This window comes from Methanobacterium alkalithermotolerans, from assembly GCF_018141185.1.
Classification (GTDB): domain Archaea; phylum Methanobacteriota; class Methanobacteria; order Methanobacteriales; family Methanobacteriaceae; genus Methanobacterium_F; species Methanobacterium_F alkalithermotolerans.
The window spans coordinates 859298-880754 of sequence record NZ_CP058560.1 but is presented as its reverse complement, the minus strand read 5'-3'; the positions used below and the strand labels follow the sequence as shown (position 1 = coordinate 880754).

The following is a 21457-nucleotide window of genomic DNA, read 5'->3' as shown; positions in this document are numbered from 1 at the left end:
GAAGTCTAATCTAAACCTAAGCTCAAATGCTAATCAAATTTGCTGACGCATATAAATGGAGGTATTTATAATGGCTAAAGAAAAAGAACATATGAACTTGGCTTTTATCGGACACGTAGACCATGGTAAATCTACCCTTGTAGGTCACTTATTGCTCCAGGCTGGAGCTATTGCTGAACAGCAACTGGCTGATGGAGAAAACAAGTTCCGATTTGTAATGGATAAATTAGGTGAAGAAAGAGAAAGAGGGGTAACCATTGACCTGGCCCATGCTAAATTCGATTCACCTAAATATGAATTCACTATTGTGGACTGTCCTGGTCACCGTGACTTTGTTAAAAACATGATTACCGGTGCATCACAGGCTGACGCTGCTGTGCTGGTAGTAGCTATTGACGACGGTGTAATGCCACAAACTAAAGAACACATATTCCTGTCCAGAACCCTGGGTATAAATCAGATCATCATCGGTGTCAACAAGATGGACCTGGTTAACTACGACGAAGGCAAATTCAATGAACTGAAAAAAGAAGTGGGTGACCTGATTAAAACTGTAGGTTACAAACCAAGCGATGTACACTTCATCCCACTATCTGCCTTTGAAGGAGACAACATATCCACTAACAGTGACAACACCCCATGGTACAAAGGACCTGCCTTAGTAAAAGCTCTGGATGAATTCACTGCTCCGGAAAAACCAACCAAACTTCCTCTAAGAGTACCTATCCAGGATGTATATTCCATCACTGGTGTGGGAACTGTTCCAGTAGGAAGAATTGAAACTGGTATAATGAAAAAAGCGGACAATGTTATCTTTGAACCTGCTGGTGTTACTGGAGAAGTTAAATCCATTGAAATGCACCACGAAATGCTCGATTCTGCTGAGCCTGGTGACAACGTTGGATTTAATGTAAGAGGTGTGGGTAAAAACGATGTTAGAAGAGGAGATGTTGCAGGACATCCTGATTCTCCACCAAGTGTAGCCAAGGAATTCACCGCTCAAATCGTGGTTCTACAACACCCTGGTGTTATCACCATTGGATACACTCCGGTATTCCACTGTCACACTGCTCAGGTAGCATGTACTTTCTTAGAATTAGTAAACAAGATGAACCCAGCTACTGGTCAAGTAGAAGAAGAAAATCCTGACTTCCTCAAGACTGGTAACGCTGCAATAGTGAAAGTTAAACCAACTAAACCTATGGTTATCGAGAAAATCAAAGACATTCCTCATATGGGTAGATTTGCTATCCGGGACATGGGTCAAACCGTGGCTGCAGGAATGTGTATTGATCTGGTACCCGCTAAATAGGTTTAATTACTTTCCTACCTTCTTTTTATTTTTATGGAGGATTAAAATGCATAATGCTAGAATTAAACTTACCGGGACCGACCCTGAAAAACTGGCCTATGTTTGTGATCAGCTTAAAAAAATAGCTGAACGAACTGGGGTCGATTTATCTGGACCAATTCCTCTACCCACCAAAAAACTGGTAGTACCTACCCGAAAATCACCTGATGGTGAAGGAAAGGCTACCTGGGAAAAATGGGAACTTCGAATCCACAAAAGATTAGTGGGAATCGAAGCGGATGAGCGGGCCATGCGACAGGTTATGAAGGTTAATGTACCGGATAACGTAAGTATTGAGATTGAATTAAAGAGCTAAATTGCAACCAGGGTTGCAAAATAGCCAAACCCTATTTTTTATTATATAATTCCTAGCCGGGATAGTCTAGTCTGGTAAGGCGCGGGACTTGAAATCCCGTGGAGAGTCTCTCCGCCTGGGTTCAAATCCCAGTCCCGGCGTTTATTGTTTTTTACTTATTAATTTTTGAATTTAAAATCTTTAAGAATTAATCTTATATTAATTCCAGATATTGTTAATCACATTAAAACTAAATACTACTTTTAATCAGATAAATCCTATGGAACATATCGAAACTATACCTGTGGAATCTCCATTAAAGGGGGAGTGGATGGTCATAAATAGTCCCGGTACTAAAGTTCCCAGCCATGGCACGGATTATTTTGCCCAAACTTATGCATTCGATTTTTTACAGGTTGATTGGACCCATAAACGTATTAAATTCCATAAAAATAGTACTTTAAGTTATATATTGGGTAAAGTTCACTTAAGTGATTGCTACTGTTATGGAAAACCTATTTATGCACCCATTTCAGGCATAGTAGTGGAAGCTCAGGATGGATACCCTGAACGGGACCCGTTACAACCTATTCATGATATCTCAATTGCCTTAAAGAATGCTTGGCTTTTCAATCCGGAAAAACAGAACATCCAGGATATTGCAGGCAATTATATTATTATCGAAGGAGATGAAGCATTTACATTTCTAGGACATATGCAAAAAGATTCCATAAAAGTAAAAAAGGGTGATAAGATTTTATCAGGAGATTTAATTGGAAATATCGGTCATTCTGGTAATTCAACTGCTCCTCACCTCCATTTTCAGCTCATGGATAGCCCCGATCCAAATACTGCTAAAGGTATTCCTTGCTGTTTTAAAAAATATGAATTAAATGATAATAACAATTGGATTAAGGTAGAAAATGGAATACCAAAAAATAAAGATAGAATTCGCTTTTAAACTTATTAAAACATTTTTAATTCATAAAATAAAAGCTTTCTTCCTCGTGATATCCAATTTTAGTGGCTAATTGAAAAATAAATATCCTATCTTATCACAACATAAGAAATTCAATTAAAATTCTTAATATACAATTCTGGAGAAATTATATGCCTGAAATAGAGATAATAGACTTAAACCCTGATAATATCGCAGATTATGGTGTTTGCGGGTATAAAGACTTAAAAAAACACAAAGAACTAAGGAAAAAAATTGAGTGGTTTAAAGCATATTATCCTAAAGGATTGAGAATAAAGATAGTAATGTCTAAAAAGGGTGGCTATCAGGGAATGCTGGAATATATTCCCGGAAAATATGCCCACCGTCCAGTTGAGGCTGAGGGATACATGTTTATTCACTGCATTTTTGTGGGGTTTCGTAAAGAATTTAAAGGGCAGGGAATGGCTTCCCTGTTACTGGATGAGTGTATCAAAGAAGCACAGGATAAGGACATGTTGGGGGTGGCAGTAGTCACCAGAAAAGGCCCATTCATGGCAGGTAATGATATATTCCTGAATAAAGGTTTTGCGGTGGTGGATAGTGCTAAAGTAGATTTTAATTTAATGGTTAAAAAATTTGATGAAAAATCACAGGATCCCCAGTTCAAAGCAGATATGGAGGAATCTTTAAAAAAATATTCTGAGGGATTAACCATCCTACGGTCAGTACAATGCCCCTATACTGAAAAAAATGTTAAAAGCATTATCGAATCAGCCCACGATAAATATAAACTAAAAACCAATCTGATTGATTTAAATGATGCCTGTGATGTTCAAAATTCTCCCTGTGCTTTTGGTTCATTTTGTCTTATCTATAATGGAGAAATATTAAGTTATCATCCTATTAGCAAGACCAGATTTGAAAATATTATGAAAAAGGCACTTGAATAATTTGCAATAATCATATTATTCGAGTATTAGTAAGTGGGGATATAAACTCCCTTATAACTTTAGATTAATTTAGAGAATATAAAAAAATGAGTAAAATTGACAATTATTTACCTTCACGTTCTTTTACTACCTCTGATAGAGTTTTTCCCCCAATCATTGTACTATCTGGGCCCAATTCTTTTACAAATACCCAGAATGAGTCCTCAGGTATTCCAGTAATCTCAGCAGATACTTCAGTTAATTTTTTCATTAATTTTATTCTCACATCATCTGGCATTTTTCCAGCTTCAATCGTTATTAAAGGCATATTTTCATCTCCTTATTTATTGATTATTCAGACATTAAATTTGTTTTATATTTGGAGGTATAATTATTTTTCATTCTCCACAGCAATCGTTTCACCTGGCAGAATTCAATTATAAAAAATTACTAAAATTTAATTAAAATAAATGGCTATATGGGTTCTTAATTATACTAAAAATATCTTAGTCCACGGGGTCAGAGTGACCACTACTTTAAATTCAAAGTGCTGCTAGGGATGATTTCACCTACTGCATAGTTTTTAACAAATAAAGGGACGGAATTTGAAAATGGAAATAAAAAGAATGGTTAAACAAGATATACCTGCCTTAGCAATGCTGTATAAGGATTTTTGGAATGAAGATTCATCAACTGAATTAATGGAAAGAAAGTTTATAGAGTTAGAAGAAGATTCCAAATATATTTTTTTAAGTGCTTTGGAAGGAAATCATTTGATTGGGTCATTATCTGGGATCATATGTGAAGAACTCTATGGTGAATGTAAACCATTTATGTTAATTGAAAATTTAGTCGTTGATCATAAATACAGAAGAAAAGGCGCGGGAAAAGCATTAATGACTGAGATTGAGAAGATAGCAATTGAAAATAACTGTTACCAGATTTTATTAATCACTGAAAACGATAGAACTGATGCAATTGCTTTTTATGAGTATTTAGGATTTAACCCAAATACACATAAAGGTTTTAAAAAATCTTTAAAAAATTAAGCATAGCTAAACAAGCAATTAATATTATGTAATGTTGTTGATTTTATGAATATCCTTATTATTGAAGATCAAACATCCATTATCTCTGATTTAAAATTTAACCTGTCAAAATTAGGCCATAATGTAGTGGCCGTAACTTCTACCGCAGAAGAGGCCATTAAATATATAAAAGATTTAAATCCTGATCTAATTTTAATCAATGTTCAATTAAAAGGTAAAATGAGTGGTGTGGAAGTGTTTCAACAGATAGAACATTTCAAAATCCCTATAATCTTTATTGCTGTTTTTATTAAAAATTGTTTAAATAAATCCTTACAACTACCAGAAAACGCTATAATTTTAAGTATGCCCATAAAACAGGATCATTTAGAATATTGTATCTCCCGAGCTTTTTAGAGTAATTGAATATCAAATTTTATTACATAAACTGTGAATATCACCACTAATGGATTCAATAGAATAATTCCTGATAGAAAAGCTTAATCTAGATATGGCAGAACTCAATACCCGAATATTGAAAAATAATCCGGATTTAACAATTTAATCAATATATAATATCTTTTTCTATCTAACAATTATCAATAAAATAGAAGGAGCATAAAATGAAAACAAATCCAAAATGGTATTTTGCAGAAAAACAGATAGGAGTGGATTACTCAGAGTCTGAAATTGCCTCAGAATATGATTTTGAGCACCAGCAATTTAGAGACTTTAAAAAAGAAGCAGAAGACATGGTGGAAAAACTAAATATAACTAAAAAAGAGGTGGTACTTGATTATGGGTGTGGGACAGGAGAAATTACCCTGGAACTAGCTTCTCATGCTAAAGAGGTCATTGGAGTGGATATTTCCCCATCCATGCTGGAATTATTAACTAAAAAGGCTAAATATAAGCAGATTCATAATATAAAAACTCACTGCACCGGTTTTTTAACCTACCAGCATCAGGGTGCAAAAGTAGATAAAATGGTTTCTAAATTTGCCATGCATCACTTACCTGATTTCTGGAAATCAGTAGCTCTTCTTAAGATGTCAAATTGCTTAAAAAAGGGGGGGAAACTTTATTTTTCTGATCTGGTATTTACCATTCCTCCTGCGGAATATGAAATATCCCTAAACCAGATGATAGATAATATGAAAAAAACAGCCAGTAAATCCATGGTTCAGGAGACTATCATCCATATAAAAGAAGAGTTCAGCACTTATGACTGGATTATGGAGGGTTTATTCAAAAAAACAGGATTTTCAATAGATTCTAAAGTAATTGAAACCGAAAATTTTGTCACATATATCTGTTCAAAGATTTAAATCACCATAACTATTCTACCAGAATCTATCACCAGGCAAACCCAAGAATAATAAAGTATTCCTCATTTTTTTCCTAAAACACTTTGAAAAGATTAAATATTATTTAAATAATAGATTAAGTGCATTATAAGATTCAGAAGGGCTATTATGCTGAAAGAAAAAGATTTTAAAAAATTTAACCTTTTTAGATGGTCTTTGATTCTTGCTTTTTTAATAGTTAATATTCTTTTTATGTTCACTTATAAAAATCCTAATTTGCTGGCTATAGACTCTTTTCTGGTTACTGCCCTTATATTCATATTCGTCATTTTTCATGGACTAAAACGATATGGTAAAAAAAATATTCTGGTATTTTTCCTGATTACCTGGGCAGTTAGCTTCTTTTTTGAAAATTTGAGTATAATCACAGGGTTTCCTTTTGGTTTTTACCATTATTCTCCCACCCTGGGATTATTGAATGTTCCTCTCGTTATAATATTTGCCTATTTTGCCGTAGGTTATCTTTCCTGGATGTTAGCCCATGTTTTAACCGGCCAATATGGCCAAAAATTAGGAGGAAAGCAAGCTTTTATAGTGCCATTAATTGCGGCTTTTCTTATGGTAATGTGGGATTTGACTGTGGACCCTATATCATCAACTTTGCAGGGTCTGTGGATCTGGACTACTCCAGGAGCTTATTTTGGAGTTCCCATCTCTAACTTCTTTGGATGGTTTTTGGTGGTATACTTATTCTTCCAGATTTTTGCCCTGTACCTTTCTAGATATGACTGCGTTAAACTCCCTAAAAATCATGAATCATCTAATAAGTTCTACTGGTCCGAAGCAGCAGCTGTTTATGGTATTATGGCCCTGGGTACTATTTTTTCAATATTTTACCAGTACAATGACATCACTATTTCTATGGCACTAATCACGTTTTTTACCATGATATTTGTAACTTTACTGGCTTTAATCAATATATGGAATAATAATTCATTAGATTAAAAATAGATCATACTTAAGATAACACAAAAGAAAATAAGATGTATTAATATGATATCGATACCTGTTGAAAAATGAGTTATGGTCCCCTATTTCACAAATTACTCTTTCGGGTTTTATTATTTCCTTTGGATAATATTTGTTTGGTGAGAGGGCCTTTAAGGGAAGAAATAGGATGGAGGGGCTTTGCTTTACCTCGATTGCAAAATATTTACTCTCCCTTGATAGGAACACTTATTTTGGCTTTGATATGGATGCTATGGTATTTACCACTTCATGTAAATGGAATCTATCCTGGTGGATTGGAGGGGTTCATGGGCCGATTTTACTGGAATATTCCCCTAACCTTCCTATTAACCTGGATTTATAACCATACCCGGGGCAGCCTTCTAATGACCACTCTATTCCATACCAGTGTAAACACTATGGGTACTTTAATAATCATTCCTTCGTCAATAGGAGTTGCCTACCAGTTAGCTTTCTTGATATTAATCAATTCAGCAGCATTAATAGTTATTTTAAAAGATAAAATGTGGAATAAACTACCATCAAAGTCTCCTGCCGTATATGAATATTAAAATTTATAAATTATTGCCTTATTTATCAAAAATTTATTATTGCATAATGATTAAAATAATTTAGTGGAGGTAAAAAAATGGACATATTAATGATTTTAGGGGTATTTATAGGTTTATTAATTTTTATAATGATCATATCATGGTTAATAGGGGTTATTAGAAGTAAAAGTTCCCACTTTATAAAACCTTCTGGAGATATCAGGGGAAAAGCCTTGATTGTTTATGATCCTGGCTTGACCGGTGGAACTAGAACCGCAGCGATATATATGGCTGAAGAACTAAAATCAAATGGCTATGAAGTAACTTTAGCTGGAGTTAGATCTGCTGTAGCACTGAATACCTCTGGATATGATCTCTTGATTGTGGGAAGTCCCACTTATGGTGCCAAACCCACCGGACCTGTGGAAACCTATCTAAATAATTTAAAACCCACTGAAAATATTATTACTGCTGTTTATACGCTGGCTGGAAGCGAAGATCAGGATTCTAATACAATCATGGCCCAGGCACTGGAAGATAAAAATATGAAGGTTAAATTATCCACTAAATTTGGGCATACAGTATGGGGGGCCGGGGATAAAAATAAATATTCCCAATTTATAGTCCGGTTATTGTAAGATAAATTTTTGTTTAGAAGGATCAAATTGCCTATCTGGCATAAATTCCATATCAGGTGCAGGAATGAATAAAATAAACTACCTCCTAGTACTGCTCATATTTTTAATTACTTTTTTTGCTACTTTTTCTAATCCGGGTTGGACAATGGGAGAATTCACAGTTTATAATTCGGAAGTGGTTCTATTCAATGATTCTTCTTTTCACTTTGAATTCATACGTATTGTAGGCCAATCGGCCTATGGCACATCTTCGGTTCAAGAATGCCTGGAAGCTGCTTCTGATATTAAATCAGGGGATACTGAAAGTTGGTATAGTGCCTGGCACCAGCTTGCCCTGAAAACTGAAAAAAAAGCCAATAGCAGTCTTTCCCAAGGAAAAAACAATAAAGCCAGGGAAGAGTACCTAATGGCAGGCAACTACTACCGGGTTAGTGAGTTTTATCTGCATGGTAATCCAGAAGATCCCCGAATAATTGCCAGCTGGAATAAAAGCCATGAATGTTTTCAGATAGCGGCGGGATTATCAAAACCTGAAATAGAGGCCGTGGAAATACCCTATGAAAATACCACCTTACCTGCTTATTTTTATAAGGTAGATGAATCCGGAAAATCACGGCCCACTCTTATTATCCAGACAGGCTTTGATGGTACTCAGGAAGAACTCTATGTATATGCGGTGGCAGCCAACCAGAGGGGTTATAATGTTTTAACTTTTGAAGGACCGGGGCAGGGAAGGGTCATTCGGGTACAGGGTCTACCCTTTAGACCAGACTGGGAAAAAGTAGCACAACCTGTGGTAAGTTATGCTTTATCTCGTAGTGAAGTGGATCCTGAAAAACTGGCTTTCTATGGCCTGAGCTTTGGGGGATACATGGCCCCCCGGGCGGCGGCCCATGATCCTAGAATAAAAGCGGTGATTGCCAATGGTGGAGTTTATGATCCTGTCAGGGGAATGGCCCATAATCTTAACATTACCCGGGAGGAATTAATGGAATATATTGAAAATAATCCTGAAGAAATTAATGCTGAAATCGAGAGCCGTATGGAAAATAGTACGTTGATGGCCTGGTTTTTTGAAAATGGAATGTACACCTTTAAAGCAGATTCTCCTGCTGACTTCCTGGTGAAGTATTCAGAGTGTAATATGATCGATTCAGCCGATAAAATAAAATCTCCTGCTCTTATTTGTGATTCTGAAAATGATTTAAGTATGAAGGGCCAGGCTCCTATGCTATATCATCAACTTAAATGCCCCAAAACATTCTTACTCTTTAAAACAGCAGAAGGGGCAGGAGATCACTGTCAGGTGGGTAATTTACCCTTGTCCAATAAAAAAATTCTGGACTGGCTAGATTTAACTTTCCAGAGAACCCCTTATTAGATTACAAAAATAAATCCCGGATTAAAAATAGGATTTGAGATTTTAATTAAAATTAACATTTCTTTAAAATATTTTAAAAATCCGCAAATCTTTATGGGATAAAGCACTAATAACATTTTAGAAATTTCATTAAAAATTGATTTTTCTTAAATTTATTCCTATATTTTAACTTCAGAGAATATTTTTTAAATCTAATTAAATAAGGTGATTACATGTTTCCCCATTTTCAAAAAATATCTTTTTCAACCATTATACCTTTGTTACTAGTATTATTCATTATTTCATTTGCTATTTTAACTCCTGTACTCTCCACTGTAATTTTTGGAGCAATTTTAGCCTACTATATTCGATTTATTTCCAAAAAAATCCAGCCTTATGTTAAATATGAGTCCCTGTCCATTAGCCTGGGGATTATCATACTGGCCATCCCGTTATTGGTACTATTTTATTTCACCTTTGGTGAGTTCTTGACCATAGGGGGATATATTGTAGAAGGAATACCTCGATCTTCACCAGATTTAACCAATAGCAGCAGAATTGGAACTACCCTGCGCAACTTATCTCCCCTTAACGGGGCTTCAGAAGAAGTCCTGGATATAATACAGTCGGGAATCATACAATTTATATCCTTTTTATATGGCCAGACCATTTCCATACTTAGCTCTATTCCTGCCCTGGCAGCTCAAATTTTCATATTACTCTTTTCAACATTTTACTTTGCCCGGGACGGACACAAAGTGATTAAATTTATTAAAGACATGGTACCTGTGGGTGATCGCGAATTTTATAAGAAACTCGTCAAAAGCGCTGAAGACGTCCTTAAAAGCATCATAGCAGGTAATGTGATTCCCGCGGTGATTTTGGGGATATTATCTGGTATAATCTATTACTTACTGGGATATCCTTATGTTATTTTACTGGCTATTGTTAGTGGAGTGGCCATGTTTATACCCATAATCGGGCCCTGGATAGTGTATGGTTTAATAGGAATTGTGAGCATACTCCTGGGCAACACTTTCCAGGGGGTCATGGTGATTGCACTGGGCTGGATTATTCAAACCAGCACAGATTTTTATATAAGGCCTAAAATTTCAGTTAAATACTCAGAAGTTCATCCCCTGGTTTTTCTTTTGGGATTCATCTATGGTGCAGTAACCATGGGACTGCCAGGACTATTTATAGGTCCTCTTATACTGGGAATAACCTATGGGGCCTTAAAGGTTTACCGGGATGAAAGGGTTAAGGATAAAAATAATAGCTAAAACCATTTTTTCAGGAGAAATTCATTAGATTTAAATACATTTATGGTCGGGATGAAATAATAATTAATAAAAATTTTTTAATAAAAGTGGTAAATAATAATAATTGGAAAAACTATTATAAAATTCAAAACATATTAAATGACATGCTATAAAATAATTTAAAATCTAAAACATAAAATCCAAAGGTTCTGCAATTAACCTGATTGAGTAGAAAGGGTAAAAAGAGAGTGAAATAATGCATAAAAAAACTATAAAAAGGGTAAATGGTGGTATGACTAACATTGATTGGTGGCCAGAAAGATTAAATCTTGATATTCTGCGTCAACATTCCTCTAAGTCAGATCCCATGGGTGAAGATTTTAATTATGCTGAAGAATTCAAGAGTCTTGACTTAGATTCCTTAAAAAAAGACCTTCATAAACTTATGACTGATTCACAAGATTGGTGGCCAGCTGATTTTGGTCATTATGGGCCTTTATTCATCAGGATGGCCTGGCATAGTGCCGGTACTTACCGTATTGGTGATGGCCGTGGTGGAGGAGGAAGTGGTAGTCAGCGTTTTGCCCCTCTAAACAGCTGGCCTGATAACGCAAACCTTGACAAAGCAAGGCGACTTTTGTGGCCCATTAAGCAGAAATACGGCCGGAAAATATCCTGGGCTGACTTGATGATTCTTGTGGGAAATGTAGCCCTGGAATCCATGGGCTTTAAGACTTTTGGTTTTGGTGGTGGGCGTGAAGACATTTGGGAGCCAGAAAAAGATATATACTGGGGTTCAGAGAGCGAATGGCTGGAAGATGAACGTTATACTGGCGATCGTGAACTTGAAAATCCCCTGGCTGCTGTTCAGATGGGTTTAATTTATGTTAACCCGGAAGGACCTAATGGAAAGCCAGACCCTATTGCTGCTGCTCGTGATATCAGGGAGAGTTTTGCTCGTATGGCTATGAATGATGAGGAAACAGTGGCCCTGATTGCAGGTGGCCATGCATTTGGTAAAACCCACGGGGCTGGTGATCCATCATTAGTGGGTCCAGAGCCAGAAGCAGCTCCCCTTCAGGAGCAGGGTCTTGGCTGGAAGAGCAAATTTGGCACGGGAAAAGGCAACGACACCATTACCGGCGGACCGGAAGTTATCTGGACCAACACCCCTATTAAATGGGACAATAACTTCTTCCGGATATTATTTGAATTTGAATGGGAGCTGACAAAAAGTCCGGCCGGTGCCTACCAGTGGAAACCTAAGGGTGATGCGGGTGCTGGTACTGTTCCTGATCCTCATGATTCATCAAAACGTCGAACTCCAGGTATGCTAACCACAGACCTCTCTTTACGATTGGACCCTGACTATGAAAAAATTTCAAGGCGCTTCTATGAAAATCCAGATCAATTTGCAGATGCATTCGCCCGGGCATGGTTTAAACTTACCCACCGTGACATGGGACCACTGTCACGCTATCTTGGCCCAGAGGTACCAGAAGAGGAACTCATCTGGCAGGACCCTATCCCTGCAGTAAATCATGAATTGATTAATGAAGAAGACATTAACACCCTCAAGGACAGGATAATGGATTCTGATTTGACTATTCCAGAGATGGTTTACACTGCATGGGCATCTGCGTCTACTTTCCGTGGCTCAGACAAACGTGGTGGTGCTAATGGTGCCCGTATTCGCCTGGAACCACAAAAAAATTGGGAAGTAAACCAACCCCTCCAGTTAACCAAAGTGCTGGATATTCTTGAGGGAATTCAGCTTGAATTTAACCAGACCCAGTCAGGCGACAAGATGGTCTCTCTGGCAGATTTAATTGTTCTAGCAGGCTGTGCAGGGGTGGAGCAGGCTGTTAAAAATGCTGGTTATGATATGAAGGTACCCTTTACACCGGGACGAATGGACGCTTCACAGGAAGAAACTGATGTTGATTCATTCATTTATCTTGAACCAATTGCTGACGGATTCCGCAACTATCAAAAGACCATATATGCTGCTAGACCTGAAGAATTGCTGGTGGACAAAGCGCAATTACTAACATTGACTGTTCCGGAGATGACGGTTCTAGTTGGTGGTTTACGTGCTATGAATTCCAACTTTGAACAATCTCCAAATGGAGTATTCACAAAAAAACCAGAAGCACTTACCAATGATTTCTTTGTGAATTTGCTTGATATGAGCACTATATGGGATGCATCTGCAGATGATGAAAATCTATTCGAAGGTAGGGATAGGATAACAGGAGAACTCAAGTGGACCGCTACTCGTGTAGACCTAATCTTTGGCTCTAATTCCGAACTCAGGGCATTGGCAGAAGTCTACGCATGTGATGACTACTCTGAGAAGTTCATAAACGATTTTATAATGGCCTGGGACAAAGTTATGAATCTGGATAGGTTCGATCTGGACTTATCGTAAAAAAGTCGGTATTCTACCAATTATTTTTTACTTTTTTTATTTTTCCAATAGAATATGAAAATGCCTGAAATATTTTAGCCAAAATAGGTAGAATAGATTCCAAAACAAATTCTATCGAGAATTAACTATTATTTTAATTACCTGCACGATGTTAAAATTACGATGTCTTTAGCAATACCTTTAAAATACTGCAACCATATTTCTATATAGGCCTACTTTACAAGAAGAGAGTGTAAATGCCCAGGGAAGACCTACATATATAGAAACATTAATCATCACATTAAGCCAAAAGCACACTGCTTCAATTTTAAGATGCTCTTGGTCAGATATATATTATTTAACTGATAAAAAAGCATTAATTCATTTATTAAATCACAGGTTCATAGTTTTAAGACTAAAACGCATAAATCCGGGGATTTATCAAAAAATTATAATTGCAATATTATTCTGTGTCTAAATATTAATCATTTTTTCCGACCTATATAATAAAATCCATTTGATTTATGTCCATTCATAGTATCATAAACTGTTTTTTTAAATACTAAAGGATTGAAGCTTTTAGTAAGTTTTAAAATATGTTCTGTAGTATGGTGTCTGAAAACACCACCTTCTGAAAGCTTAAAGACTCCATAAATATTATAATCTGATTTATATTTTTTGTAACGATCCATATTTCTCTGATCCTGATTTAATAGATAATCATTGATGTACAATATTCCTTTCCTTTTTAAAACCCGCTGAATTTCGGATATTAATTTTCTCTGATCATCATCATGATAAATGGATGTTAAAACTGCAAGTAATATCACCACATCAAATTCAGCATCACCATATGGTATTTTTTCTCCATCAGTTTTAATCAAATCTAAATCTGGATAAAGACGCATACCCCGGTTAATCATACCCTGGGAATAATCAATGCCCTTTAAATAATGAAATCCTTTACTTTTTAGTTGAGCCAGAGTCCTTCCATAACCACAACCCACATCCAGAATACTCATATCCTCTAAGACATATTTTTTAAATTCAGCAAACTGGAAGGGAGTGGGGAATTCCTTTTCTTCTGCTACTTTATCCCAGTAATATTTCTGGTTATGACTATGCACTCCAAACCTCCATTAAATATAATATCTCTCCTACCCTGAAATTATTCCTAATTTTAATTCTATATCTAATTTCGGATTTTTAAAGTTTTTTTTATCAGGCCCCCTCTCTGTATGAATCATCCGCCCTAACTTTCCTATGGCATTGTTTTGCACCTGTTTTTTTTTTGAAGATAAGGATTGTAAGACCTGAATGAAAATATTTTTATAAGATGAACAGAAATTCTTAGTTAAGCAGATTATTAGCCGGGATAGTCTAGCCTGGTAAGGCGCAAGACTGGAAATCTTGTGGAGCTTTGCTCCGCCTGGGTTCAAATCCCAGTCCCGGCGTTTTTTACTTTTTACCATTCAAAATTTAATATAATGTACAGGATTAATATAACTACCTGAACCAGGTCATATCTTCCTATCCATACTTCCTTATTTTTATCCCCATATTAATGCAAAAAGATATTGAACTTTATATTGAAAAAAAATTATTTATGTGGGGGTTTGAAGGTATTATTGTATCCGCCCCTTTTTAATTCTATTTTTTAGGATAAGGGGGCAGGCTTTATTAAAAATGAATACAAATAGCTAATATATTATAAAATATTAGGGGAATAGGCCTTTTTTATATTATATTTATTAAAGGAAACCTATATGGTTGAAGAAGATATAACTTATATTTTACATAAAAATATTGCCGAGATAGTCTAGTATGGTAAGGCGCAGGATTCGAAATCCTGTTGAGCTATTGCTCGTCCTGGGTTCAAATCCCAGTCTCGGCGCTTATTTTTTAATAGAATTATCCGGGCAAACTATGGATTGATTTTTCTTATTCTTTAACTGCTCAGGGAAAAAATATTAACTGGAATCAACATATTAATATTGTGGTTTAAATGGAAATTAAGGAAAAATACAGGGAAAAGGTAAGAGTGGTCTATCGGATGTGCCAGGGAAGCTATGAGAAAATTCCAGACTATATCCAGGATGTAGGCCGCTGGCTGATGGAGAACAATTTAACCATGACGGGAATGGTATATGGAACATATTACAACTCTCCAGAAGAAGTTCCAGAAGAAGAACTGGAGTATGAAATCGGGTTTTCTTTTAAAGGGAAAGCTCCTCATGATGATAAATTTAAAACTAAGGAAATACAACCTCAAAATGTGCTAAGTGCCATCCATAAAGGCCCTTATACTGATGTGGGGCCGGTTATCCATGGTCTGGCGGATTATGCTGTAAAAAATAGTTATGAAATCGTGGGGCCTGTTACTGAAATCTATCTAAATGATCCATCTATGGAAAAACCAGAGGATCTGCTAACTGAAGTTCAGTTTCCGGTTAATAAAAAGTAGAATAAAAAAATCTCTTTTATTTTTTCCTATTTTCAAAAATCAGGATTCTGGCTAGATTTATGCATAGGTATTTAATATCTGGGGGGAATATTAATATATAATTATTATAAATTCAGTCCCTTGCTTTTTTATAAGGGAATTTAATTTTTCATTGTTTTTGGGTCTGAATAGTTTATTAAATAAAATGGAGGATGAAAATGCGTAACTTGGAAAAATTAACCTCCTTTAAAGAGTATTTGCCTTTAAAAACCAAGAAATCCGGGGGCAAAAATGTGGGTTTACTTGTTGATGGGCCTAATATGCTAAGAAAGGAATTTAACCTTGATCTAGAGACTGTAAAAGATTTAATTAGTGAAAGTGGAAATATTAAAGTTGGTAAAGTACTTTTAAACCAGTATGCTTCTGATAAACTAATTGAAGCCATTGTTAATCAGGGATTTTCACCTTTAATTGTAGCGGGAGATATTGATGTTCAACTGGCAGTTGAAGCTTTTGAACTTATTTACAATCCTCATATTGATATTATTGCTTTAATGACCCGTAATGCTGATTTTTTACCATTATTAAACATTGCCAAAGAAAAAGGTAAAGAAACCATACTGGTGGGAGCTGAACCAGGATTAAGTATTGCTTTAAAAAATTCAGCTGATAGTGCAATTGTATTTGACTCAAAAATTCCTAATAAAAATATTCATTAGAAATCCCTGCTTCACTAAATTTAAATTTGGGACATTAATAACACTAATAATTTTAAATTTAAAAAACACATCACTTATTTTACTCTGCATTTTTTTTAAATCACTTAATGAATCTTATTCATTTTCTGGATGATTTTAGAGGTATAACTTAAAATCCTTCCCATGAGTTTAACTTCTAAAATTCCTATTCTAGGATGATCAATTTTCAGGTTTAAAATCTATTTAATAGCAACTAAAAACAAAAATTGAATATTAAATTATTTAAAAAAAATAAAAAAATGCCCCTTAAAATATAGGGCATAGGTTAATTTAGTTTTAATTTTCCATAGACTCTAATTTTTCAGGGAAATAGGTATCAACAACATATTCCAATCCATATTTAGAAAAAGACTGCTGTTCTGCTTTTTTACCAATTTTAAGCATTTTTTTAATTTCAGTTTTCCAGGTTTCATCCCGGTATCTAGGATCTTTTAAGAGTTCCTTTAAACGCAACACATCAATATCCTTTAAAGGATCAGTGGGAAGGTCGTAATTGATGATATCACTGGCAGTAACTCCCAGGAACTTGGCATTGGGGGTGGCCAGTTGATGATTTACATGGGCTAGTTTAGCACTACCGGATATTATAACCATGGCAATGTGGAATCCCCATGGATCTCCGTCGTTACAGATGTAAACTGGTAATTTAAGCTCTTCATTCACTCTTTTCAAGAATCTTCGGGTAGCACGGGCGGCCTGTCCTTTTAATCCTACAATCAGGGTGTCAAATTTTTTGTAAGCCTCTTCCTGAACCATCCGGTGGAACATACCCATGGTTTCCACGGCAATAACTCGTTTTACATCGTGATCTAAAAATTCCACCTCATCAATGGTAGGGGATATGGTGTAACCTGATTTACCCGAGCGAAGGGCATTGATTTCAATGTCGTCTTCTTGAAGGGTTATCTTTCCATATACGGATGCTCCATCTTCCTCAGGCATCAGACCAAGATCTTCCCGGGTCATACCCAGAGTAACCTCCAGATCCTCTCCAATAATGTTAGATTCTTGCTGATCTCCAAATTCCACGTCCCAACCTTCAGAAACATAGTACAACTCCCTTAAAGTGGCGGTTTTTTCACGCTGCACCAGATCTTTACAGAAATTGGCCATGTAAACCATCTGGCCAATTTTTTTAATTTGTTTCACATTACCCAGGGAACGTTTACCATACCGATCTCCTAATACATAATGACGTTTTTGTTCATCAAAAACAATATTGGATGTACCTCTGGATGGTACCTGGATGTTAGGGATTTTGTTTTTAGTTACATCTTCAATGATACTGGTTCCTAAACTTGTAAGCTTGTTAGCTGCGATTTCTTTTTTATTCATCTAAAGTATCCCCCAGTAGTTCTGCCTTAGCCCTGCGGGTTACCTTGGCCAGGACTTCTTCATATTCTGGAACTGAGGTGCCTGCCAGATTGGCAGCTTCTCTAAGAATAATGGGCACATAGGTTTCGAAAATTTTGGAACGCATTTCTTCTTCCTTAGCAGCTTTTTTTGCCCTTAAATATTTTTGAAGTTTTCTGGCTACTTTCATGGAAGATTGACGTACCTCATGTAAAATTTCAGGTTCAGGGGCTACACTTTGTTTTCCGGTGGATAAATAGGGCACATTGGTAGACACGATATTTACAAATACCGTTACCGGTGCATTTTCCAGATCTTTTATACCATATCTCTTCCAGTCAATACTTTTTAAAGACTCAGTTATGGCACAACTTCCCTGATCAAAGGTGAGTGGCACCCGGTTGGCAAAACGCATTATTTCTGCTTTTCGTTGTTCTCCTACCACTCTGCCTGCCTGCCCTCCATAGGCAATGGCGGCTTCAATAATAAAAGCTACTCCTCCTTTGTAGGTAACTGGTTTTCTGGTGGTGGCAGTTACAAATTCTGGTTTAAGAATTTCAATTAAACCTTTTTCTATTTGTTCTGCCCCAATAGGTATTAAACCAGAAGTAGGAGGTGCCATGAAATCCATTTTAGCGAATAATTCCACTATCTTCTCGGCTTCATCCCATTTCATATCTTTGGGGCGTTTATTGAGGTCAATACCGGTCATTTCTTCAATTTCATTTACCCTTTTGGTGGACATTCTGGATAGAGAACTGGTGAGTAAACTTCTGAAACGACGCTTATCAGTATGTTTTGCCATGAAAATTAGATCATCTGCTGTTACTCCTCTGGGATGAGGTAAAACTTCTTTGGGAAGGGGAGGAATGATTTCCGCTGCTCTATTAAATATATATTTATGTCCGGTGGGGTCCCGGAAGGTTATTTGGGCATGAGGGTTGGCAATCATGGTTCTTCGGATGTATTCAAAGGCTCCCTGTTCAGATAAGGAGTAAGAAACATCCTTGAACTGTAATTCAACACAAACTCCGGTTTCAGTAACTTCAACTTCTTTTTTATCCAGTATGAGTCCCTTATTAGTTTTGACATCCATTTTAAGGGTCATCTGAACGCCTTTAAGCTTACCATTTTCTTTATATCCGGAGATAATTTTCGCGGGCTTACCGGTGGTCATCTGTGAAAGTAAAACACATCCACTACAACCTAAACCCTGCTGACCTCTTGATTGGATATTCCTGAATTTTGATCCAGCAAACATGGTACAAAATACCCGGGTTACAAAATCTTCCGGTATTCCAGGACCATTATCGATATGTTTTAAAATATAATGATCTTTGTCTACTCTTTTAAGATCAATTTTTATTACAGGGAGTATACCTGCTTCTTCAGCAGCATCAAAACTATTGGTTATTAATTCATGAAAAACAATTGTAAGAGATCTTATTTTACCTGAAAATCCCAGCATCTGCTTATTCTTTCGGAAAAATTCTGATGCAGTTAATTCTTGAAACTCTTCAAAGAGTTCTCCAGCTTGTCTAGCCAAAATTACCCTCCTAAATATTTTTTAATTTTAGAATTTAATTTCAGGACTAATTTTTAACTGTAAAATAATATTATTATAAATTTATTTCATATATACCAATTAGACCTGATTATAATTAACTGATTAACACTATTAAAATACTTGCATTTTAAAGTAATTAAATTAAGGTTAAATTAAGTACTTTATTTTAATTGAATAGTCTCTTTAAATGCCTTCATTTTCATGTCCTGTTTTTTCTTTTCCAGAAAAGCATATACTGACTTGTGGCGAGAACCATTTAAAATCATTTCCACAGCTTCTTTAGCTATCATCAATCTTTCTAAATCTCCAATTAAAGATACAGTTTTTCCATACACGGACATATCCACATCAGTCATTTCCTTAATGATTTGACGAGTTCGACCATCTCTACCAATTATTCGTCCTTTTTGCCGTGCCATAGCTTTTTTAGACTTACCTACATAATCATTTAGTTTGATTACAACCAGGGCCATGTCATCATTAAGAAGTCGCAGAGAAATTTCTGGATTAAAACCTCTACCTATGGCCTTGACTATGCTCCGTGTTTTCCAGGCTGATAAAGGATCTTCCATTTCTTCCTGAGGGGTTATGGAGACATTACCTGCCTCACTATCTATATCCAGCTGAGTTTGACTTAATTTTTCTATATGTTGTTTTACTTCTCCTTTTTTCCCTATCAATACTCCTACTCGTTCCCGGGGAATTTTAAGATATTCTGTGGTGGGCATAATTTCACCTCATGAAATTTTTTTGATTATTAAATTAATTGATGAATATAATTTCAACATATTTTCATTTTCTGCCCTTTTATTGGGGCTAAAAAGGTATAATTTTTTTTATAAAATTTAAGATTTAATAAAAATGGATTTAAAACTCTTTTTTAGAGTATTAAATTAATTCACAGAATATATTCTGTAAATAAAGCATTATAAATTTTTCTTGATTTTAACCTAAAATTTTCTGCTTCACCTCTTCATGGGACGCAGAAACACCGAATTTTTTAAAATCAAGGATAATATTATCTATATCCCTTTCTAAAAGTTCCCGGGATATGGGATGATCAACCACAACCGACTGGGACATATCAATAATTACCATTTCTTCATTGTTATTTAATATATTAAAACCTGATAAATCCCCATGGACCAGTTTAGCCTCATGGTATAATTTTTTCATGGACGTTACCACGCTTTCAAATGCTTTTTCCGGATTTTCAGGAGCCTTATTCCTTAAAATAGGGGCAGGATTTCCATCGTCATCCCCAATAAATTCCATGATCAGAACATTATTTTGGGATATAATGGGTTTTGGAACCACAATACCTGCTTCCAGGGAACGTTTCAGATTCCTGTATTCCTTATTTACCCAGGCATAAACTAATTGCCGTTTGTGGGTAGTTCTAACTTTAAAACGGGGATCTCCCTGGATATAGTACTGCATCTTTTTAAAATCAGAAGTATTGATACGATAAATTTTAACTGCCAGGAAATGACCATCTTCATGAATACCCTTTAAAACATTGGCTTCTTTTCCAGTACTTATGGCTCCATTTAAGATGTTCAAATATCCACTGTTGGCCATTTTATACAGGGTTTTAAGAGTCTGCTGGTCAAAAATTTCACTTCCCACACTTCGATCTTCAACACTTTTAATGCGTTTTTCGGATAGCATTTTTCTAAGGTCTCGATCTGCTCGGGATACTTTCGGGTCCATTTAATAGTTTCCTTATAGATTTAATCACAATTAATATAGAATGAAATTTAAAAGCAAATAGAATATTATATGCAATTCAAGTATCTTAATTACTGCCTGAGGAATAAAATTGCTATGATGAATTTTAATGAATGAAGAATTCTATTAGATTTTAAAAAATCTCTTTGAATTTAAGTGAAAAAAGATTCAAGGTTAAAGAGTTAAGTAACCTCTTTTTTCTAACCAGTTCGCTTCATTTCTAGTATATCTCCAAACAATATCTGCTTTTTCATCGCTTTGGAATTCCCATGGCTTTACCAGAACCACATCTCCTTCACGGATCCAAATTCGTTTTTTCATTTTTCCTGGTATACGGCCTAGTCTTATTTTTCCATCGGTACAACGAACTCTTAACTTACCATGCCCTAATATTTGTTCTACCACAGCAGGAATTTCTCCTCTACGCGGGGTTCTAACTCTTCTTGGTTCTTGGGGTACATATCCTCTACTCAAAAACTCTCCTCCTAATTTTATAAAAATTTATATAACTAATCCTATTTAACGT

At 35.7% G+C, this 21457-nt stretch carries 22 protein-coding genes and 3 tRNA genes; 18 read left to right on the top strand and 7 right to left on the bottom strand.

Annotated features, from left to right (window positions below; translation table 11 throughout):
* Positions 1–70: 70 nt before the first annotated feature.
* The 5 genes from tuf (at position 71) to HYG87_RS04205 (ending at position 3536) form a co-directional block, all read left to right on the top strand.
* Positions 71–1312: a translation elongation factor EF-1 subunit alpha gene (gene tuf, locus HYG87_RS04225; RefSeq protein WP_211533979.1), complete on the top strand. Its 1242-nt coding sequence runs from the start codon at positions 71–73 to the stop codon at positions 1310–1312.
* A gap of 46 nt (positions 1313–1358) precedes the next feature.
* Entirely contained in the window at positions 1359–1667 is a 309-nt protein-coding gene (gene rpsJ, locus HYG87_RS04220; RefSeq protein ID WP_211533978.1) for a 30S ribosomal protein S10, read from the top strand.
* Positions 1668–1722: 55 nt separating this feature from the next.
* Positions 1723–1807, top strand: a tRNA-Ser gene (locus HYG87_RS04215).
* Between the two features lie 119 nt (positions 1808–1926).
* On the top strand, positions 1927–2607 hold the full coding sequence (locus HYG87_RS04210; RefSeq protein WP_211533977.1) for a M23 family metallopeptidase: 681 nt from the start codon (positions 1927–1929) through the stop codon (positions 2605–2607).
* Positions 2608–2756: 149 nt separating this feature from the next.
* Positions 2757–3536, top strand: a complete 780-nt coding sequence (locus tag HYG87_RS04205) for a YoaP domain-containing protein (protein WP_211533976.1) — start codon at positions 2757–2759, stop codon at positions 3534–3536.
* A 103-nt stretch (positions 3537–3639) separates the two neighbouring features.
* Here the strand turns inward: HYG87_RS04205 and HYG87_RS04200 are convergent, their stop codons facing one another.
* A complete protein-coding gene (locus HYG87_RS04200) occupies positions 3640–3843 on the bottom strand; it encodes a tautomerase family protein (RefSeq protein WP_211533975.1) in 204 nt (67 codons plus the stop codon).
* 283 nt (positions 3844–4126) lie between these two features.
* On the opposite strand from HYG87_RS04200, the gene HYG87_RS04195 reads away from it, so the two are divergent.
* The 9 genes from HYG87_RS04195 (at position 4127) to katG (ending at position 13100) form a co-directional block, all read left to right on the top strand.
* A complete protein-coding gene (locus tag HYG87_RS04195; RefSeq protein WP_249164915.1) occupies positions 4127–4564 on the top strand; it encodes a GNAT family N-acetyltransferase in 438 nt (145 codons plus the stop codon).
* A 45-nt stretch (positions 4565–4609) separates the two neighbouring features.
* Positions 4610–4960, top strand: coding sequence for a response regulator (locus tag HYG87_RS04190; RefSeq protein WP_211533973.1), 351 nt, complete (start codon positions 4610–4612; stop codon positions 4958–4960).
* Positions 4961–5166: 206 nt separating this feature from the next.
* Positions 5167–5871 carry a class I SAM-dependent methyltransferase gene (locus HYG87_RS04185; RefSeq protein ID WP_211533972.1) on the top strand — a complete coding sequence of 235 codons (705 nt, stop codon included), beginning with the start codon at positions 5167–5169 and terminating at the stop codon, positions 5869–5871.
* A 147-nt stretch (positions 5872–6018) separates the two neighbouring features.
* Positions 6019–6855, top strand: coding sequence for a carotenoid biosynthesis protein (locus tag HYG87_RS04180; protein WP_211533971.1), 837 nt, complete (start codon positions 6019–6021; stop codon positions 6853–6855).
* Between the two features lie 143 nt (positions 6856–6998).
* Positions 6999–7430 carry a CPBP family intramembrane glutamic endopeptidase gene (locus HYG87_RS04175; RefSeq protein ID WP_211533970.1) on the top strand — a complete coding sequence of 144 codons (432 nt, stop codon included), beginning with the start codon at positions 6999–7001 and terminating at the stop codon, positions 7428–7430.
* A 77-nt stretch (positions 7431–7507) separates the two neighbouring features.
* Positions 7508–8047, top strand: coding sequence for a flavodoxin family protein (locus tag HYG87_RS04170; RefSeq protein WP_211533969.1), 540 nt, complete (start codon positions 7508–7510; stop codon positions 8045–8047).
* A gap of 64 nt (positions 8048–8111) precedes the next feature.
* A complete protein-coding gene (locus HYG87_RS04165) occupies positions 8112–9428 on the top strand; it encodes an alpha/beta hydrolase family protein (protein WP_211533968.1) in 1317 nt (438 codons plus the stop codon).
* 212 nt (positions 9429–9640) lie between these two features.
* On the top strand, positions 9641–10690 hold the full coding sequence (locus tag HYG87_RS04160) for an AI-2E family transporter (RefSeq protein WP_211533967.1): 1050 nt from the start codon (positions 9641–9643) through the stop codon (positions 10688–10690).
* 235 nt (positions 10691–10925) lie between these two features.
* Positions 10926–13100: a catalase/peroxidase HPI gene (katG, locus tag HYG87_RS04155; protein ID WP_211533966.1), complete on the top strand. Its 2175-nt coding sequence runs from the start codon at positions 10926–10928 to the stop codon at positions 13098–13100.
* 464 nt (positions 13101–13564) lie between these two features.
* On the opposite strand, the gene HYG87_RS04150 is transcribed toward katG, so the two are convergent.
* Positions 13565–14206, bottom strand: a complete 642-nt coding sequence (locus HYG87_RS04150) for a class I SAM-dependent methyltransferase (protein ID WP_211533965.1) — start codon at positions 14204–14206, stop codon at positions 13565–13567.
* Between the two features lie 242 nt (positions 14207–14448).
* Here HYG87_RS04150 and HYG87_RS04145 point away from each other — a divergent pair.
* The 4 genes from HYG87_RS04145 to HYG87_RS04130 all read left to right on the top strand — a co-directional run bounded on the left by HYG87_RS04145 (position 14449) and on the right by HYG87_RS04130 (position 16241).
* A tRNA-Ser gene (locus tag HYG87_RS04145) sits at positions 14449–14533 on the top strand.
* 354 nt (positions 14534–14887) lie between these two features.
* Positions 14888–14973, top strand: a tRNA-Ser gene (locus HYG87_RS04140).
* A 111-nt stretch (positions 14974–15084) separates the two neighbouring features.
* Complete coding sequence (locus HYG87_RS04135; protein ID WP_211533964.1) at positions 15085–15543, top strand: GyrI-like domain-containing protein; 459 nt, start codon at positions 15085–15087, stop codon at positions 15541–15543.
* 197 nt (positions 15544–15740) lie between these two features.
* Positions 15741–16241: a TIGR00288 family NYN domain-containing protein gene (locus HYG87_RS04130; RefSeq protein WP_211533963.1), complete on the top strand. Its 501-nt coding sequence runs from the start codon at positions 15741–15743 to the stop codon at positions 16239–16241.
* Between the two features lie 315 nt (positions 16242–16556).
* Here the strand turns inward: HYG87_RS04130 and HYG87_RS04125 are convergent, their stop codons facing one another.
* From HYG87_RS04125 to eif1A, 5 genes are all read right to left on the bottom strand, one after another.
* Positions 16557–17615, bottom strand: coding sequence for a DNA topoisomerase IV subunit A (locus HYG87_RS04125; protein ID WP_211533962.1), 1059 nt, complete (start codon positions 17613–17615; stop codon positions 16557–16559).
* Positions 17608–19179, bottom strand: coding sequence for a DNA topoisomerase VI subunit B (top6B, locus tag HYG87_RS04120; RefSeq protein WP_211533961.1), 1572 nt, complete (start codon positions 19177–19179; stop codon positions 17608–17610). The genes HYG87_RS04125 and top6B overlap by 8 nt, the downstream gene beginning before the upstream one ends.
* A 182-nt stretch (positions 19180–19361) precedes the next feature.
* Positions 19362–19928 carry a KH domain-containing protein gene (locus HYG87_RS04115; RefSeq protein WP_211533960.1) on the bottom strand — a complete coding sequence of 189 codons (567 nt, stop codon included), beginning with the start codon at positions 19926–19928 and terminating at the stop codon, positions 19362–19364.
* A 217-nt stretch (positions 19929–20145) separates the two neighbouring features.
* Positions 20146–20913, bottom strand: coding sequence for a serine protein kinase RIO (locus tag HYG87_RS04110; protein ID WP_211533959.1), 768 nt, complete (start codon positions 20911–20913; stop codon positions 20146–20148).
* Between the two features lie 192 nt (positions 20914–21105).
* Entirely contained in the window at positions 21106–21405 is a 300-nt protein-coding gene (eif1A, locus tag HYG87_RS04105; RefSeq protein ID WP_211533958.1) for a translation initiation factor eIF-1A, read from the bottom strand.
* Between the last annotated feature and the right edge of the window lie 52 nt (positions 21406–21457).

What these genes read in the sequence shown, in the direction of transcription:
- HYG87_RS04210 (WP_211533977.1), top strand. Translation starts at nt 1,927, where the DNA reads ATGGAACATATCGAAACTATACCTGTGGAATCTCCATTAAAGGGGGAG.
- HYG87_RS04160 (WP_211533967.1), top strand. Translation starts at nt 9,641, where the DNA reads ATGTTTCCCCATTTTCAAAAAATATCTTTTTCAACCATTATACCTTTG.
- HYG87_RS04115 (WP_211533960.1), bottom strand. Translation starts at nt 19,928, where the DNA reads ATGCCCACCACAGAATATCTTAAAATTCCCCGGGAACGAGTAGGAGTA.
- HYG87_RS04195 (WP_249164915.1), top strand. Translation starts at nt 4,127, where the DNA reads ATGGAAATAAAAAGAATGGTTAAACAAGATATACCTGCCTTAGCAATG.
- katG (WP_211533966.1), top strand. Translation starts at nt 10,926, where the DNA reads ATGCATAAAAAAACTATAAAAAGGGTAAATGGTGGTATGACTAACATT.
- HYG87_RS04165 (WP_211533968.1), top strand. Translation starts at nt 8,112, where the DNA reads ATGAATAAAATAAACTACCTCCTAGTACTGCTCATATTTTTAATTACT.
- tuf (WP_211533979.1), top strand. Translation starts at nt 71, where the DNA reads ATGGCTAAAGAAAAAGAACATATGAACTTGGCTTTTATCGGACACGTA.
- rpsJ (WP_211533978.1), top strand. Translation starts at nt 1,359, where the DNA reads ATGCATAATGCTAGAATTAAACTTACCGGGACCGACCCTGAAAAACTG.
- HYG87_RS04110 (WP_211533959.1), bottom strand. Translation starts at nt 20,913, where the DNA reads ATGGACCCGAAAGTATCCCGAGCAGATCGAGACCTTAGAAAAATGCTA.
- HYG87_RS04200 (WP_211533975.1), bottom strand. Translation starts at nt 3,843, where the DNA reads ATGCCTTTAATAACGATTGAAGCTGGAAAAATGCCAGATGATGTGAGA.
- HYG87_RS04180 (WP_211533971.1), top strand. Translation starts at nt 6,019, where the DNA reads ATGCTGAAAGAAAAAGATTTTAAAAAATTTAACCTTTTTAGATGGTCT.
- HYG87_RS04205 (WP_211533976.1), top strand. Translation starts at nt 2,757, where the DNA reads ATGCCTGAAATAGAGATAATAGACTTAAACCCTGATAATATCGCAGAT.
- HYG87_RS04185 (WP_211533972.1), top strand. Translation starts at nt 5,167, where the DNA reads ATGAAAACAAATCCAAAATGGTATTTTGCAGAAAAACAGATAGGAGTG.
- HYG87_RS04190 (WP_211533973.1), top strand. Translation starts at nt 4,610, where the DNA reads ATGAATATCCTTATTATTGAAGATCAAACATCCATTATCTCTGATTTA.
- HYG87_RS04135 (WP_211533964.1), top strand. Translation starts at nt 15,085, where the DNA reads ATGGAAATTAAGGAAAAATACAGGGAAAAGGTAAGAGTGGTCTATCGG.
- HYG87_RS04170 (WP_211533969.1), top strand. Translation starts at nt 7,508, where the DNA reads ATGGACATATTAATGATTTTAGGGGTATTTATAGGTTTATTAATTTTT.
- HYG87_RS04130 (WP_211533963.1), top strand. Translation starts at nt 15,741, where the DNA reads ATGCGTAACTTGGAAAAATTAACCTCCTTTAAAGAGTATTTGCCTTTA.
- HYG87_RS04125 (WP_211533962.1), bottom strand. Translation starts at nt 17,615, where the DNA reads ATGAATAAAAAAGAAATCGCAGCTAACAAGCTTACAAGTTTAGGAACC.